General features: G+C 65.4%; 18 protein-coding genes. 16 read left to right on the top strand and 2 right to left on the bottom strand.

Annotation, left to right across the window (positions count from 1 at the left end; genetic code table 11):
- The first annotated feature begins 4 nt into the window (after nt 1-4).
- The 7 genes from J7643_14875 (at nt 5) to J7643_14905 (ending at nt 6,167) form a co-directional block, all read left to right on the top strand.
- On the top strand, nt 5-664 hold the full coding sequence (locus J7643_14875) for a hypothetical protein (protein ID MBO9541869.1): 660 nt from the start codon (nt 5-7) through the stop codon (nt 662-664).
- A gap of 152 nt (nt 665-816) precedes the next feature.
- A complete protein-coding gene (locus J7643_14880) occupies nt 817-1,608 on the top strand; it encodes a prepilin peptidase (GenBank protein ID MBO9541870.1) in 792 nt (263 codons plus the stop codon).
- 13 nt (nt 1,609-1,621) lie between these two features.
- Nucleotides 1,622-2,731 carry a type IV pilus assembly protein PilM gene (gene pilM / locus J7643_14885; protein MBO9541871.1) on the top strand — a complete coding sequence of 370 codons (1,110 nt, stop codon included), beginning with the start codon at nt 1,622-1,624 and terminating at the stop codon, nt 2,729-2,731.
- Nucleotides 2,728-3,306, top strand: a complete 579-nt coding sequence (locus J7643_14890) for a PilN domain-containing protein (protein MBO9541872.1) — start codon at nt 2,728-2,730, stop codon at nt 3,304-3,306. Before pilM ends, J7643_14890 begins: the two co-directional genes overlap by 4 nt.
- A gap of 3 nt (nt 3,307-3,309) precedes the next feature.
- Nucleotides 3,310-3,900 (top strand): type 4a pilus biogenesis protein PilO, encoded by a 591-nt coding sequence (pilO, locus tag J7643_14895; protein ID MBO9541873.1) that lies wholly within the window; start codon nt 3,310-3,312, stop codon nt 3,898-3,900.
- 13 nt (nt 3,901-3,913) lie between these two features.
- Nucleotides 3,914-4,699: a hypothetical protein gene (locus tag J7643_14900; protein MBO9541874.1), complete on the top strand. Its 786-nt coding sequence runs from the start codon at nt 3,914-3,916 to the stop codon at nt 4,697-4,699.
- On the top strand, nt 4,686-6,167 hold the full coding sequence (locus J7643_14905) for a secretin and TonB N-terminal domain-containing protein (GenBank protein MBO9541875.1): 1,482 nt from the start codon (nt 4,686-4,688) through the stop codon (nt 6,165-6,167). Before J7643_14900 ends, J7643_14905 begins: the two co-directional genes overlap by 14 nt.
- 45 nt (nt 6,168-6,212) lie before the next feature.
- Here the strand turns inward: J7643_14905 and J7643_14910 are convergent, their stop codons facing one another.
- Entirely contained in the window at nt 6,213-7,400 is a 1,188-nt protein-coding gene (locus J7643_14910) for a hypothetical protein (GenBank protein MBO9541876.1), read from the bottom strand.
- Nucleotides 7,401-7,544: 144 nt separating this feature from the next.
- Here J7643_14910 and J7643_14915 point away from each other — a divergent pair, with 144 nt between their 5' ends.
- Nucleotides 7,545-8,297 (top strand): hypothetical protein, encoded by a 753-nt coding sequence (locus J7643_14915; GenBank protein MBO9541877.1) that lies wholly within the window; start codon nt 7,545-7,547, stop codon nt 8,295-8,297.
- On the opposite strand, the gene J7643_14920 is transcribed toward J7643_14915, so the two are convergent.
- Nucleotides 8,294-8,593, bottom strand: a complete 300-nt coding sequence (locus tag J7643_14920) for a hypothetical protein (protein ID MBO9541878.1) — start codon at nt 8,591-8,593, stop codon at nt 8,294-8,296. The two genes, J7643_14915 and J7643_14920, sit on opposite strands and share 4 nt — an antisense overlap.
- 124 nt (nt 8,594-8,717) lie before the next feature.
- Here J7643_14920 and J7643_14925 point away from each other — a divergent pair, with 124 nt between their 5' ends.
- The 8 genes from J7643_14925 to J7643_14960 all read left to right on the top strand — a co-directional run bounded on the left by J7643_14925 (nt 8,718) and on the right by J7643_14960 (nt 15,278).
- A complete protein-coding gene (locus tag J7643_14925) occupies nt 8,718-8,954 on the top strand; it encodes a hypothetical protein (protein ID MBO9541879.1) in 237 nt (78 codons plus the stop codon).
- A 293-nt stretch (nt 8,955-9,247) separates the two neighbouring features.
- Nucleotides 9,248-10,348: a hypothetical protein gene (locus J7643_14930; GenBank protein MBO9541880.1), complete on the top strand. Its 1,101-nt coding sequence runs from the start codon at nt 9,248-9,250 to the stop codon at nt 10,346-10,348.
- 22 nt (nt 10,349-10,370) lie between these two features.
- A complete protein-coding gene (locus J7643_14935) occupies nt 10,371-11,237 on the top strand; it encodes a hypothetical protein (GenBank protein ID MBO9541881.1) in 867 nt (288 codons plus the stop codon).
- Nucleotides 11,234-11,863 (top strand): helix-turn-helix transcriptional regulator, encoded by a 630-nt coding sequence (locus J7643_14940; GenBank protein MBO9541882.1) that lies wholly within the window; start codon nt 11,234-11,236, stop codon nt 11,861-11,863. Before J7643_14935 ends, J7643_14940 begins: the two co-directional genes overlap by 4 nt.
- A 24-nt stretch (nt 11,864-11,887) precedes the next feature.
- Nucleotides 11,888-12,070 carry a hypothetical protein gene (locus J7643_14945; protein ID MBO9541883.1) on the top strand — a complete coding sequence of 61 codons (183 nt, stop codon included), beginning with the start codon at nt 11,888-11,890 and terminating at the stop codon, nt 12,068-12,070.
- 137 nt (nt 12,071-12,207) lie between these two features.
- Nucleotides 12,208-12,447, top strand: a complete 240-nt coding sequence (secG, locus tag J7643_14950; protein MBO9541884.1) for a preprotein translocase subunit SecG — start codon at nt 12,208-12,210, stop codon at nt 12,445-12,447.
- A 13-nt stretch (nt 12,448-12,460) separates the two neighbouring features.
- Nucleotides 12,461-14,299, top strand: a complete 1,839-nt coding sequence (locus J7643_14955) for an ABC transporter substrate-binding protein (GenBank protein ID MBO9541885.1) — start codon at nt 12,461-12,463, stop codon at nt 14,297-14,299.
- A 10-nt stretch (nt 14,300-14,309) separates the two neighbouring features.
- The gene (locus J7643_14960) at nt 14,310-15,278 is read left to right on the top strand and encodes an ABC transporter permease (protein ID MBO9541886.1); all 969 of its coding nucleotides are present in this window, start codon (nt 14,310-14,312) and stop codon (nt 15,276-15,278) included.
- Nucleotides 15,279-15,294 lie beyond the last annotated feature (16 nt).

Here is a 15,294-nt window from a genome sequence, read left to right on the forward strand (position 1 = left end):
CGCCATGCGCCGTCGTGTCGTTGCGCTGGGTCTGGCGGCGCTGCTATGGGGAGTTCAGGCGGCTTGCCTCAAGCAACTGGGCGCCGCCCAGAGCGCGGGGATCTCGCGCCTGACGGTCCCGAACCCGCAGCTGGTCAAGCTGGCGGTTTCGGATTTCGATAACCTCACGGCCGATCTGCTCTGGATGCAGGTCATCGTCCACAACGGCGAGCAGCTCGTGGCCGATGGCGATGCCATGCGCGACTTTAGCGGCATGTACGAGGCCCTGGATCTGGTGACGGATCTGGATTCGCGCTTCCGCGAAGCCGCCATCTTCGGCTCCTGGATGCTCTCTGACGCGGGGAAGGTGGATGAGGCCCGGCGTCTGCTGGTCAAGTCGATGCACCAGCACCCTTCCGAATGGATCTACCCGTATCAGCTCGGGTTCGTCGAGTTTCTCTATGCCCGTCGGTACATTGAGGCCGCCGAGTATTTCTCGCGGGCTGCTTCTTTGCCTGATGGGCCAGCGGGGGCGGCTCGAATGGCTGCTGGCATGTACGCCAAGGGCAACAAAACCGATCTGGCCATCGCCTCCTGGAGGAATATCCATGCCAAGGGGGATGCGCGCGTTCGAGGGTTCGCCCGCCGGGCCCTCGCCAAGCTCGGAGTCTCGGTCGATCCCTGAGTCCTGGCGGGATTATGTGCGCGGCGCACCGCAAAACGCCCGCTCGGACGGTAGAATGAGGGTAACCCTCGCGTGATAGGTTCATCATGGGAGTGGGTAGAATCGTTTGAAGAAGCCGTTTCAAGGCTTGGCGGCGAGGAAGCGCAACCGCGATGACGATGGATCAAGTACACCTCCCTTTGGCGTTCGTCGCGATCGCGGCGTGCGTCTTTGGTTGTTTGATCGGGAGCTTCCTCAACGTCGTCATCTACCGCCTTCCCAACGAGGAATCCATCGTCTGGCCCGGCTCCCACTGTCCCAAGTGCGAGACCTCTCTCCACTGGTACGAGAACATCCCGCTCCTGAGCTACGCCGTGCTCGAGGGCAAGTGCCGGACCTGCAAGCAGCCCATCTCCTGGCGTTACCCGCTGGTCGAGGCGACGACCGGCCTGCTCTGGCTCGCCCTCATGCTCCGCGAGGGGCCGACTCCGCGCTTCTTCGCCGAGGCGATCCTGGCGTCGGTGCTGGTGGCCATCTTCTGGATCGACGTGGACACCATGCTGATCCTCGACGTCATGACCTGGCCGGGCATCGCCCTGGGCCTCGTCTACGCCGCCCTGATCGCCCAGGCTCTCCCCTTGCACCTGGCGGCGGCCGTAGGAGGGTATGCTTTCTTCCTGACCATCGAGCTGGTCTCTCGGTGGGTTTTCAAGGTTGACGGGATGGGGCGCGGGGACGCCAAGCTCGCGGCCATGATGGGCGCCTGGCTCGGGCCTTCCGGTCTCGCCGTCGCCCTGATGATCGCCTTTGCTTTGGGCTCGGTCATCGGGCTGGTGCTCAAGGCCCGCGCCGGGGGTGAGAGCAAGCCCTTCCCCTTCGGCCCCGCCCTGGTCCTGGGGACCTTCGCCAGCATGTTCGCTGGTTCGGCCATCTGGACCTGGTACGTCGGGCTGCTGATGGGTTAGGCAAGGAATCGCGATGGAACTGACGACGCTGCTCGAACGCCTGAAGTCGGGCTTCAAGAAAAAGAAGTGCATCGGCCTGGACATCACGGCCGACACCATCGTGGTGGTCGAACTCAAGCGGCAGCGCGGAGCGATCTCGCTCGAGAACATCGCCATCGCGAGCACCCCGCTCAATGCCGTCCAGGACGGCGAGATCGTGGACCCCGGCGCGGTTGCCGAGGTCATCGCCGTGCTGCTCGAGGAGAACGGCATCGAGGCCCAGGAGGCCGTCTGTGCGGTGGCCGGCCAGAGCACCATCATCCGCCCGGTGCGCTTCCCCATGATGCCCGAGAGCGAGCTCAAGGAAGTCATCAGCATCGAGGCCGAGCGCTACATCCCCTTCGCCATCGACGACGTGAACGTCTCGTTCCAATCCCTCAACGAGGTCGAGGAGGACGGCGCGCCCAAGCAAGAGGTCGTGCTCGTCGCGGCCCAGAAGACCTTGGTGGAGTCCTACCAGCAGACCGTCGCCGAGGCGGGCCTCGAGCTGGTGTGCGTGGACGTGGCCTCCTTCGCGGTGATGCGGGCGATCGCGAACACCGAGCAGCTGGATGACGACCAGAGCGTGGCGCTGGTGCACATCCAGGGGTGGACCACCGACATCAACATCATGGTGGGCGGGGTGCCGCGTTTCTCGCGCTCCATTCCCATCGGCTTCTCGTACTTCCTCGACACCATCATCAACTCGCTGGGCCTCGACGAGGAGACCGCACGCTCGGTCCTCGACGAGATCGACGTGGATCCGCAGGGCTTCGAGGCATTGGCCCCTCAGGTCGAGCAGGCCACCGAGATCATTCGCCCCGCCCTGATGGAGCTGATCGGCGAGATCGGCCGCTCGATGGACTTCTACCTTTCGCAGGGGACCGAGCCCCTCACGCACGTGGTGCTCAGCGGCAGGGGTGGCAACCTCCGCAACCTGGATCGCTTCCTCACCAATCGCCTCGGGATGCAGACGCAGCTGGTCGATCCCTTCGTCACCGTCGAGATCGATGAGGGGGCCTTCGATCCCGAGGTGTTGCAGCCGCAGGCACCGACGCTTGCGACGGCCATTGGGCTCGCGATCCGGGGGGTGCAGGGCGTATGAAGATTATCAATATCAACCTGCTGGGGGATCGGCCCCCGTCGCTGCTGCCTTCCAACCTCAACATCGACCCGGAGCTGCTCCTCAGGGGCATCGTCGGCGCGATCATCGCCCTCATCCTGCCGCTCATCATCGGTTTCTCGGTGGACAAGCTGATGCTCGGGCCCGCCGTTGCCGAGAACGACCGGATTCTGCGGGATCTCGGCACCAACAAGAATACGGCTTCGGTCCTGCGGAAGGAGAAGGAGAGGGCAGAGGCCCTCGAGAAGGATTACGAGAGCCTCTTGAAGCTCGCGCGTCAGAGCGCGACCTGGAAGAGCGTGCTCGAAGAGGTTCGAGACCTGACCCCCACCGATGCCTGGCTGACGCGTCTGTCCATCGACGGCGGCAACAAGCTGAAGATCGAGGGCAAGGCCCTCGACTACCGTGCGATCGCCTTTTTCTACACCAACTTCCAGAACGCCAACCACTTCGCCCGTCCGGTGCTGGGGAGCCTCCAGAGCGAGAGCGTGGGCGGCCAGGCGGTCATCCGCTTCAACCTGGATTGCGACATCAACGACCAGGGGCTGGGAGGATAGCCGGTGGAAAGTATTACTCTCTTCGGCCGTACCATCCAGCTGACCCCGGAAGTCCAGTCGCGGGGCGTCATCATCGGCTGCGTGGTCCTGGGCTTGCTGATGTTCAACAGCAGCGCCTGGCCCAAGATCCAGGAGTACATGGCGATGCGCGCGACGCTCGATGAGAGCCGCACGGCGCTCGATAACGCCAAGGCACTCACCCAGACAGGCCCCCAGATCAAGGCGCGTCTCAAGCGGGTCGAGGACAATCTGGCCGCGCTGCACGGCCGCTTCCCGCCGCGCAACCAGGTGCTCTCGATCATGATCCTGGACCTGGCCAAGATCTTCAAGGACACCCACAACGAGCTGGTGAGCTTTCAGCCGCGCGAGTTCACGAACCTTCCCCAGGAGTCCCTCAAGGACCTCGGCAAGATCAGTGTTGAGGTCACGGCCAAGGGCACCTATCCCTCGGTTATCCTGCTCTTCGATCAACTCAGCCGCTACGAGCGCGTGCTGACGATCGAGGCGCCCACCCTTACGCCGGGTGAGGCCGACTCGCTCAACAGCAACCTCACCGTGACCTTCACCCTCACGACCTATGCGCTCAGCCAGTAAGAGGATTTCGCCGATGAAGCCCCGCAAACGAGTCACTTTTCAGCAGGTGATGATCATCCCGGCGCTCACCACGCTGGGTCTGGGCAGCCTCCTCTACGCTCAGAACCTCTCGCTGACGACGCCGGTCAACGCCGCGCCGCTGGCGGCTGCGGCTGCGGGCCTGGCGACCACCACCAGCGAGATCACGACCGCCGATGGCCCCGTCCAGCTCGCGGCCGCCCCCGTGCGCGCTGCGACGGCGAGCGCGGTCTTCGCGGGCAATCCGGAGTTCGGCTCCGGGGCGGCCTTCCCTGCCGAGCGCGATCGGATCAAGGCCACCACCAAGATGGACCTGGTGCGGATGGCCCGCGAGAACTCGGGGCGCGAAGACCCGTTCGTCGCCCTGATCAATCCGAGCTCGGACATCATCCAGTCCCTGCCGAACCTGCCCGTGCTGCGCCCGCAGACGGTGCCGCTGCCGGTGGAGCGCCCCGTCGTGGTCCCCAAGCCCCCGGTCCAGGTCGCGACGCGCATCAACCGCGAGGGTAACCGGGAGATCATCATCGATCCCCCCGAGGCCGGCGACGAGCCGGTGCGCGGCCCCTTGATCGTTCCGAAGTGGACGCTGTCGGGGGTCCTGAACACCGGGCGCGAGCAGATCGCCCTCCTGGAGTCGGAGGGCTCCAGCCGCGAGGCGCGCCTCGGCGAGGTCCTGGAAGACGGCTCGCGCGTGGTGCGACTCGAAAGCAGCAAGGTCGTCCTCATGCTGAACGGACGACGGTTCCCCAAGACGATCGGAGGCGCGGATGCGGCCAACTAAGCTGAAGTGGAAGGTGGCGCGCGCAGCGCTCGCGACGAGCGTCGCCCTGGGCGCCATGGGCGTCAACATGGGCCCGAGCTTCGCGCAGATCAAGGACGCCACGGGCGCCAGTGCCGTGACCGACCGGACGGCGACGCCCGAGCGCCCCAAGCTGATCACCAACCCGACCCTCTTGACCCTCAACCTCGCCAACGCCGACGTGCGGGCGCTCCTGGACATGATGGGCAAGAAGGGCGGCATGAACCTGCTCATCGACGATTCGGTGACGGGGATGGTCTCGCTCTCGCTCAAGGCGGTGCCGCTCGATGAGGCCCTGAACCTGGTTCTCAAGATGAGGGGGCTTTCGGCTCGCCGTATCGGCGGGAGCCTGCTCATCGCCTCGGAGGAGTCCTTCCGCAAGAAGGGCTTCTCGGGGACGCAGACGGCCCTCTTGCGCTTCGACAACGCCAAGGTCGAGGACGTCGAGAAGATCATGAAGGACGCCCTGAGCGACGGCGCGGGCGGGGGTCAGGGGGGTGCTCCCGGTCAGGGGATGGCCGTGAACACGGTCAACGCCAAGATCATCAAGGACGACCGGACCAACTCGCTGCTCATCACCGCTCCCGAGGACATCATCGACCGGGCGCGGGCCCTCAAGGCGCTCTTGGACGTCCCGACCCCCCAGGTCGAGATCGAGGTCAAGGTCCTGGAACTGTCGGACAGCGCGAGCCGAAAGCTGGGCTTCAATTACGGCTACGGCGGCGGGAAGTTCGGCCTCGGCTACAACAACAGCAATCCGGACGCGACGGCGGGCGGTCCCGGCAACCAGGCGGGCAATCCGAGCACGGCGGCCGATGGTATCAGCCTGACGTTCAGCGCGCTGGGCAACATGACCTCCAACTTCAACGTTCGCCTCGACGCGGCGATCTCGGATGGCCAGGCCACCATCATGGCCAACCCCAAGGTCGTCGCCCAGGACAACAAAGAAGCGAACATCAACATCGTCAACAAGTACCCCGTCCTCAAGACGCTCACGACGACGACCGGCACCCAGACCGACGTGGAGTTCCTCGAGGTGGGCCAGAAGCTCTCCCTCACCCCGCGGATCGATCCTTCGGGCTTCGTGACGATGGAGCTCTCGCCGGAGGTGAGCGTCGAAGGCGGCTCCGCCCTGGTCAACGGCAACTCGGTCCCCGTGGTGAACTCGCGATCGGTCAAGACCAGCATGCGGGTGAGGGACAAGGAGAGCATCGTGATCGGCGGCCTGAAGCGGACCGAGGCGGTCACGACGGTGAGCAAGGTGCCCATCCTCGGCGACATCCCGCTGCTCGGCTTGCTGTTTCGCAACAACGACGTGCGCAACCGTCAGACGGATATCGTCATCATCGTGACTCCCTACATCCAGACGCGGATCTCGCCCTCGACCGATACGGTCCCCTCCAATTCCGGTGGTCCCGCGTCGGGTGGCGCAGCGCCGCCCTCATTCTAGGGACAGACTTTTCGAGGCGCCGCTGATTCAGCGGCGCCTCGATGCTTAGGGCGTGAGGATCGAGTCGGTCGCTTCTGCTTGGGGTTGGACCGGCTCGACGACGGCCCTACTCTCGGCCTCGCTCAGCGTGAGGCCGAACCACTGGGCGACGGTGTGGTAGTAGGCCTGGAAGTCCTCCCAGGCCACCGGCTGACCCGCGCCGGGGAAGAGGCGCAGCCCGCGAGGCTCGGGGGCGACCAGGTGCAGCTGGCGCAGCAGCCCGCCCGGGTCCTCCTTGCTGCCGAGCAAGAGAATCGGGGTGCCCTTGGCCTTGGGCAAGAGCTCGGCGGTCTCGGGACCGCGCCCGCCCGCGATGCGCACCCCCGCGCCCAGGCGCCAGTAGAGGCGCCCGAACACGTTGCCGGGGTCCTGGAACCAGGCGCCGCGTACGGGGGCCTCGCCCCAGTGGCCGGTGGGGGCTGCGAGCGCCATGCTGCGGATGCTCTTCTGCTCGCTGGCGGCCACGATGGCGGGCAGCGTGGATTCGCGCTCGGCCAGCACCCCCACCTGGTTGACGCCGTGGGCGTTGAGGTAGGCGACGGCTGCCAGGAGGTCGTACTTGGCCTTGAGGTCGGGCGTCTGCTTGCCGCCGCTGTCGCCGGTGCCGCGCGGATCCAGCACCAGCACGTCGAAGCGCGGGGCGAGCCACTGGGCGAGTGAGGCGATCGCGAAGCCCTGGCGATCGCTCGCCCAGCCGGGGACCAGCACCACGCCCACCCCGGTGCCGCGACCCATGTAGGTCGCCTTCAGGCTCACCCCGTCGGCGGTGGTCAGGGTGACCTCCTTGGCGCTCGCCGGGTAGGCGAGCGGCTCGTGCGGCAGGGTGTAGCCGGGAGCGCCCTTGAGGGTCGAGCGGTAGGCGGCCTGGGCCCAGAGCACGTAACAGGCGCCCAGCACCACGGCCGTCGCGCCGGCCAGGGCGATGCGGGGGCGGACGCCCTGGCGCATGGCGAAGTAGGCGGTCGCGACGGCGAAGAGGGAGTTGAGCCCCGCGATGAGCACGGCGATCGCGGGATGGCGATCGCAGACGGGGGTCAGGAACTGGAGGATCCAGCCGAAGAACAGCCCGGCGCCGAGGAGGCCCCCGCTGAGCCAGAGCGGATCGACCGCGGAGGGATCGAGCGAGCGCTTGGGCGCGCCCGTCGGGCGGCCGACGGCGGCGCGGGAGGTTCGGGGATCGGGAGATGGGGACACGATGAGACCTTCCTGAGTCAAAGCCGCGGGTGCTCTTGAAAGCCGTGGGCGTTGGCGAAAGAGCGACTTCCTTATCATACGGCCCTTGATCCGACCCCGGCAACGCACCGTTTAGCCTGCTTGGCGCATGGGTATGCGGGGGTTATGAACAAAGTGCTGATCGCCGCAGGCGGCCTCGCCATCGCCATCGGGCTCGGGGCTTTCGCCGCTGACCCCCGTAACCAGGCCGCCCTCCGCCTTGTCGTCAACAACATGGCCGCCGAGAAGCCCGCCATGCAGGGCGTGGTCTTCAAGGTCCCCTTCCTCAAGGACCCGCCTCCCAAGAAGGCCTACCATGGCCTCTACCCCGAGCACTTCACCTGGGGAACGGACGCGGTCCTCAAGTACTACGACCTGGGCGAGGGCTACTGGCAGACGCCGGGCATCAACCTCGTGAACGGTCGCTCGGTGGAGAGCGAGGCTGACGAGTGGCAGGCGCACTTCCGCTTCAAGTTCAACCCGCCCTCGGATCCGCTGCACCCGGGCCACACCCTGGTGGCGATTGACTCGCCGCAGCACGCGCTGAGCTTCGCGCCGCTGGGGCCGGTGGACTTCGACGGGGTGCGCACGATTCCCGCCGACAAGTGGCTCAAGCGCAACGAGAGCGAGCGCGCGGCGGTGTGGAACCTCAAGGCCGGCGACGTGGTGGGGATCAAGATCGACGCGGTCTCTCTGGCCGAGCCTGAGCGGGCCTCCGGCAGCGCCAAGCCGGCGACGCCCAAGCGCCACGCCTTCGTGGCCAAGGTGCGACTCAAGAAGCTGTCCCACTCGACGGTGCGCTTCGACTTCGTCTACCGCAACGACGGCAAGCTCGATTTCCCCGCTCCCAATCACCCGGAGGCGGGCGCGAAACACTAGGGAGTGTCCCAGTCGCCGAACAGGGTCTCGATCAGCGTTCGCACCTCGGTGCGGATGTCGCAGCAGAGCGCGTGCTCCTCGGGAAAGGCCCAGACGCCCTCGATGGTCGCAGCCTCCAGCAACTGGCGCAGCTTCGAGGTCGCCACGTAGTCGTCGAGGTAGTAGCGGCCCCCATCCTGGTGCAGTTCGCGCACCTCGATGACCTTGCCCCACAGGCTCTGGTCGAAGACGATGGCCTCTCCGCTGGTGAAGGCGACCCGATGGGTCGAGACGAGTTCGGGATCCGGTTCGAACATGGCGTACCTCTTGGTTTCGCCATTCTAGCATCGCGCGCTCCGGGGCTTTAAATCTTCGTGAAAGGCGCTTGCCCGCTCGTCGCGCGGGTATACTCCCTACAGTACGTGCTGAAAGGGGGCAACGATGCAGATCGATTCCATCGTCATCGAACGGGAAGACGGCCCTCTCTTCTGTGGCTTGCTGTTCTTCCAGCACGAGGCCACCGCCCAGTACTTGCCCTGGACCGTGGACCTCAACGATCCGAAGAAGATCGTGCTCAAGCTCTTCCCGCCCGAGGCCGCCGGCACCCTGCCCGTGGTCCAGGCCCACTATGAGACCATGGCCGGCGCCATCGTCGATCGGGTCCTCCAGGAGCATTGAGCGTCTAACAAAACTGTTCCTTCGAGCCGCCCCCGGCGGCCATCAGTCGTAACATGCCTGGTTTTGTTAGATGCTCTAACGGGCGTACCGCCCGCTTCCCTTCTTCCTGCATCCGCCTCTCACCCCCTGCTGACAGCCGTTTGGACGAGCGTTGTCCATGGCAGGGGGGGATGCTACCATGGCCGGGGCCTAAGTGAGGCATTGCTTGTTCAGGGTGCGATCGAACCCGGCGCGAGCCTCCGTCGTCAAGAGATGCAGCAGCGTCCCCCGCCTCGTTGGAAGAAGGAATGCGCATGAACCGATTCGCCTTGAAAGTCGTGGCCGTGGCCCTTTCGGTCTCGACCCTGCCGGTCGCCCTCGCGAGCGCCGCGTTCGCGGCTCCCACCCCCACCCAGCTGGTCCGGCAGGTGCTCGATTCGCAAGGCTCGGTCTCCTATACCGGCAAGCGCGTCCAGCTCCTCACCCGCCAGACCTTGGCCCTCAAGGCCGCCATGCGGGTCTTCTACCAGGACGACAAGAACTACCGCGTCACCGTGCAGGAGCCTTCGACCCTCACGGGCGTCAATCTGTGGATGAAGGACAACCGCGCCAACGTCTTCTTCCCCGCCGAGAATCTGCTCTTCCGCAACGACAACCCCACCGGCAGCAACGAGGCCGCCAGCACGATCTTCGGCCAGCTGACCGCCAACCCGACCCTCTTGCAGCGCAACTACGCCCTGCGCATCCTCTCGGACGCCGAGGAGCCCAACAGCATCGTCGCCATGACGCCCTGCTACGTGCTGGAGGCCGAGCCCATCCGCGGCTACGTCACGCCGGGGCACCGCTTCTGGATCTCGAAGGACACCAACCAGGTCCTCAAGGAGGAACGCACCTGGGGCAAGGGCCTTTCGCCTTACTTCTCCAGCTACTTCGAGGACTTCGTGCCCTCCCCGCGGGTGGACACCGAGGTCGGCCTGCCTTCCTCCAAGCTCAACACCGTCCAGCTCCAGCGGGATCAGAAGAACAGCTTCGTGCAGTACCGCTCGGTCGAGGAGGCCGAGAAGGCCATCGGCGAGAAGGTCGCCCTGCCCAGCTACGTGCCGGCGGGCTTCCAGCTCCACTCGCTCCAGTTCGCGAGCTTCTTCGGCACGCGCATCACCCTTTTGCACTACACCGACGGCCTCAACTGGATGTTCGTCTCCTATCGCCCCAAGCCCAACATGTTCCTGACCGTCATGGCCGGGGCCATGGCCCTGGGGCTGGTGGACAAGATGAGCTCGCTGAGCTACCAGGCGCCTTACAACTACTTCGGCTCCGAGCAGGCCGGTCAGCTCCTGTACGCGTACGGCGACCTCTATCCGGACGATCTGCAGCGGACCGTGAACTCGGTCACCTTCGCGAGCGCCGCCAAGTAGCCTGGTGAAGGAAAGAGGTCTCATGCGCATCGGCTCTTTCGGAGCGTCGCTCCTGATCCATGCCCTGGTGCTCGGTGCGCTCGTCTTCCCGGCGGGCAGTGCCGCTCGCCGGGTGCCCCCCATGCCCCTGCCCACCCCGAACATCACGGTGGCGCTGGTGGCGCTCGAGAAGCTCCAGCCCAAGACCGTCGAGATCAAGAAGGGGACCATCCAGTACCCCGACAAGAAGAAGCCCGAGCCCAAGCCGACCCCCACCCCGAAACCCGCCGCGACCCCGAAGGTCGCCGCCAAGCCGACGCCTGCGCCCGCCAAGGTGGCCACCAAGCCGAAACCGGCCCCGACCCCCAGGCCCACGCCCTCGGCCAAGCCGGTGGACAAGGACCATGCGACCTTCGAGGCGCTGCGCCAGTACAAGGAGTACGCGGGGCTCACCGACGAGCAGATTCGCAAGATGCCCCTGCCGCCCGGCATGAAGGACTGGAAGTCGGTCCTTGCCATGACCAAGGAGCTGGACAAGCTCGACTGGACCCAGCCGCCGCCCGATACGGGCGACAAGACGAAGAAGGTCTCGGGTGGCGGGTTCTTCGGCTGGGCCCCGAGCGGGCTAGGGCAGTCGACCGAGTACATGGGAGGCCCTGCGCGCGAGCAGGTGGACGGCAAGTGGCGCTACGCCTTCCAGTACTTCGGGGCGGTCATGGTCGCCGAGTGGGTCGAGGGGGCCGACGTGGCCAAGGTCGCGTACTACCCCTACGGCCAGAAGCCGGATGAGTCGAAGACCTTCGAGATCTCGGTCAAGCCCAAGGACGAGGATATGAGCGCCGAGATGATCGCGCAGTACACCCTCATCAGCATGGGCCAGGCACCGATGCCGGTGTCGCGCCAGAAGTGATCGCCGAGCGTCTGGCCGAGCGCCTTTCCGAGCTGCGCAAGGCCGCGAGCATGACCCAGTCGCAGCTCGCCGAGCGCGCGGGCATCAGTCGCGCCTACCTGGCGGCTCTGGAGCGCGGCTTCTCGAGCGCGACCAAAGCGCCTCCCAACCCCTCGCGCCAGGTACTCGAAGACCTGGCGCGCGCGCTCGGCGTCGAGCGCGCGGCGCTCCTGGGGGATCGCACCCACCAGCCGAGCCTGCCGTTTCCCGAGCCGTCGCCCTTGCCTGCTCTCAGGCACCTCGGGTGTGCCCCGGGGCCCGTGCCCGCCGAGGACGGCTCTCCCTGGGCGTTGCCCGAGGCCGAGGGCGTGGTCGAGGTGGGTCTGGAGGTGGACGAGGGCCTGGGGCTCGTGCCCGGCGATTCGGTCCTGATCCGCTGGCTCTCGCCCGTCGACGAGGAGCCCGAGGGGCTTTGCCTCATCGAGCAGAGCGGACGATGGGCCTGGGGGCGGATCGCCTACATTGCCAAGCAGCCGTTCATGAGCGCTCCGGATGGGAGCTATCGGCCCTTTCCGAAGGGCGCGATCGCGAAAGCCGTGGCGATCGCCCTCGTTCGGCGGTTGCACGAACCCTCGAACGGGGCATAAGACTTGAACGGAGGATCAAGCCTTATGAAGAATCTCGGGAAGCTCCTGCTCCTGCTCAGCCTTGCCATGTTGCCCGTCGCCTGCGCCGTCGAAGAAGACGACATGCCGGGCGTGGTCGGCCCCCCTTCGTCCGGCGGTGGTGACAACACCCTCGTCGGGGGCGTGGGGAACGGTGGTAACGACGCGACCAAGAGCGCCAATCCCTAGCCCCTCGGAGCGTCGAACCCCCGCGAAACCTCGCCTCTTGAAGGTTTGACGCGCCCTCCCCTGCGTGATATACCTGAGGTTGCGGCAAGGTGTTCTACACCTTGCGCCCCGTTGTTGTCGCTTCTTAGAGGATCCCAATGCCCTTCTTTAAAGTCTTCTTGAGCATTTCGCAGGTCTTCCTCTCGATCGCCCTGATCGTCGCCGTGCTGTTGCACTCCGCCAAGGGCGAAGGGCTCGCCGGTATCGGCGGACAGGCGCACATGTTCGGAAGCCAGAAGGGCGTGGAAGCCGGTCTCAACCGGATCACGACGGTCATCGCCGCCTGCTGGATCCTGGTGGCGATCGCGCTGGCGGTCATCGGCCGCTCGGGTCTCTAGGGTGCAGCACCTGATGGTCCGTCAATTGCATCGCACTCTCCTCCCTGCAATCCTGGCTGTCACCCTCGGTCTTACCGGCTGCTTCGCTTCGAACAGCAAGCGCCCTGAGCCGGTTCCCTACGACAAGGTCACCTACTCGATCCCCAACCCCAAGGTCCAGAGCGGCACGCTCGGCAAGGGGCAGCGGATCCTGACGGGGGTCTTCTCGTCCGAGCCCAACTCCTTCAACAAGTTTTACGCCGAAGGCGTCAACTCGCAGTACGCCCTGACCTTCATGTACGAGGGCCTGGTCGAGTCGAACCCCAAGACCGCCGCGGTCGAGCCCGGTCTCGCCGAGTCCTGGACGGTGTCGCCCGACAACAAGACCTTCGTCTTCAAGCTGCGCGAGGGGCTCAAGTGGTCCGACGGCCACCCCCTCACCGCCGACGACGTGGTCTTCACCTTCAACGAGATCATCTGCAGCCCCAACTTCCCTGACAACCGGCAGGTGGACGGGGTCAAGATCGACGGCAAGTTCCCCAAGGTCACCAAGATCGACGATCTGCACGTCAAGTTCGAGCTGCCGCGCGTGTTCGGGCCCTTCTTGAGCACCGTCGCCGGCACCGCCTTCGTGCCCAAGCACCAGTGGGAGCCCCTGGTCAAGGAGAAGGACAAGAGCGGCCGTCCCAAGCTGTACCAGGCCTTCGGGGTCAACGACGACGTCACCAAGCTGATCGGCAGTGGTCCCTACACCATCGCCGAGTACATCCCGGGCCAGCACATCCTCCTCAACCGCAACCCCTACTACGGGCTGCGGGTCGACGAGGCGAAGAAGCCCCTGCCTTACTCGGACCAGGTTCTCTTGCTCATCACCCCCAACTTCTCGACCGAGTCGCTGAAGATGATGGCCAAGGAAGCGGACTTCATGCTCGAGCAGGTCCGTTCCAAGGACTACCAGCTCATGAAGCCCATGGAGAAGACCAGCGGCTTCACCGTCGCCGACGGGGGCACCGACTTCGGCAGCTTCTCGGTCTACATCAACATGAGCCGGGACAAGGGCCCGAACGGCGAGTACTACGTGCCGCTCAAGAAGCAGCGCTGGTTCAACAACGTCCACTTCCGCCGCGCGCTGAGCCACAGCCTCGACCGCGACACGGTCATCACCAACCTGGCCCTGAACCTCGCCGAGCCCGCCTACGGCCCGCTCTCGTCGAGCAACCCCTACTACACCGACGACGTGCCCAAGTACTCCTACAACCTGGCCAAGGCCAAGGAAGAGCTCGTGAAGGGCGGCTTCAAGTGGGATTCGCAGGGTCGCTGCCTCGATGAGCAGGGCAACCCGGTCGATTTCGACCTCCTGGTCTACTCGGAGAGCCCCAACTCGATCCCCTTCGGCAACATCTTCAAGGCGGACCTCGAGAAGAACGGCATCAAGCTCAACGTGAAGCCGATCACCTTCAACGCCCTGGTGGACCGGACGGGCAAGAGCCTGGACTACGACACCTGCATCATGGGCTTCACCGGCAGCACCGAGCCCAACACCGGCGCGAACCTCTGGACGAGCGACGGTACCCTGCACATGTTCAACCAGCGCTCGCCCAAGTCGACCTACAAGGCTCCGAACAACCCGTGGGAGACCCGCATCGACCGGATCTTCAGCGAGGCGAGCGGCACCATGGACGAGAACAAGCGCAAGGCGCTGTTCGCGGAGTGGCAGCGCATCGTCGCCGACGAGTTGCCGTTGCTGCACATCTACAACAAGACGGCGTTCTACGTGTACCGCTCGAGCCTCCAGAACACCGAACCCACGGCCCTCACGGCCACGTTCATGTACCATCCGTTCGTGAATTTCTGGCAGATGTACGCGGAGTAAGGAGCCCAGAGTGTTTCGCTATCTCATCAAGCGCCTCCTTCAGATGATCCCCCTCTTGATCATCATCTCGGTGATCTCGTTCGGGGTCACCAAGCTCGCGCCCGGCGACTTCCTCTCCAAGATGGAGATGAACCCCAACGTCAGCGCCGAGACCATCAAGAAGGAGCGGGAGCGCCTGGGCCTCGACCAGCCGATCCACATCCAGTACCTGCGCTGGGCCGGCAACTTCGCCAAGGGCGACATGGGCATCTCGTTCACCTACAACGCCCCGGTGGCGGCGGTGATCGGCCAGAAGCTCGGCAACACCCTGATCCTGGGGCTCGCCGCCATGCTCTTCACCTGGCTCATCGCCATCCCGCTAGGCATCTACTCGGCGGTGCGGCAGTACTCGCTGGGGGACAAGGTCGCCTCGATCTTCTCGTTCGTGAGCCTGGGCATCCCTGACTTCTTCCTGGCGCTGCTCTTGCTCTACTTCGCGTCGCGCACGGGGATCTTCCCCATCGGCGGCATGATGAGCCCGCAGTCCTTCACCTTCCCGTGGTACCAGCAGGCGCTCGATCTGCTCTACCACCTGATCGTGCCGACCATCGCGGTGGGCATCGGCTCGATCGCGATCCTTCAGCGCCGCATGCGCGGCAACATGCTCGACGTGCTGGGCGAGGAGTACATCCGCACCGCCCGCGCCAAGGGCCTGCCCGAGAACAAGGTCATCTACAAGCACGCGGTCCGCAACGCCATCAACCCCATGGTCACCCTCTTGGGTTACGACCTCGCGGCGCTCCTCTCGGGCTTCGCGCTGGTCGAGAACGTGGTGGGCTGGCCGGGCCTCGGTCAGCTGATGCTGCAGGCGATGGTGGGCATGGACATGACCCTCTCGATGGCCGGCCTGATGATCGGCGCCACCATGCTGATCGTGGGCAACCTGCTCGCCGACTTGCTGCTCGCCGCGGTTGATCCGCGCATCAAACTGGAGGCCTAGCCCATGTCCGCTTTGA

Source organism: bacterium (assembly GCA_017744355.1).
Taxonomy (GTDB): Bacteria; Cyanobacteriota; Sericytochromatia; order S15B-MN24; family UBA4093; genus JAGIBK01.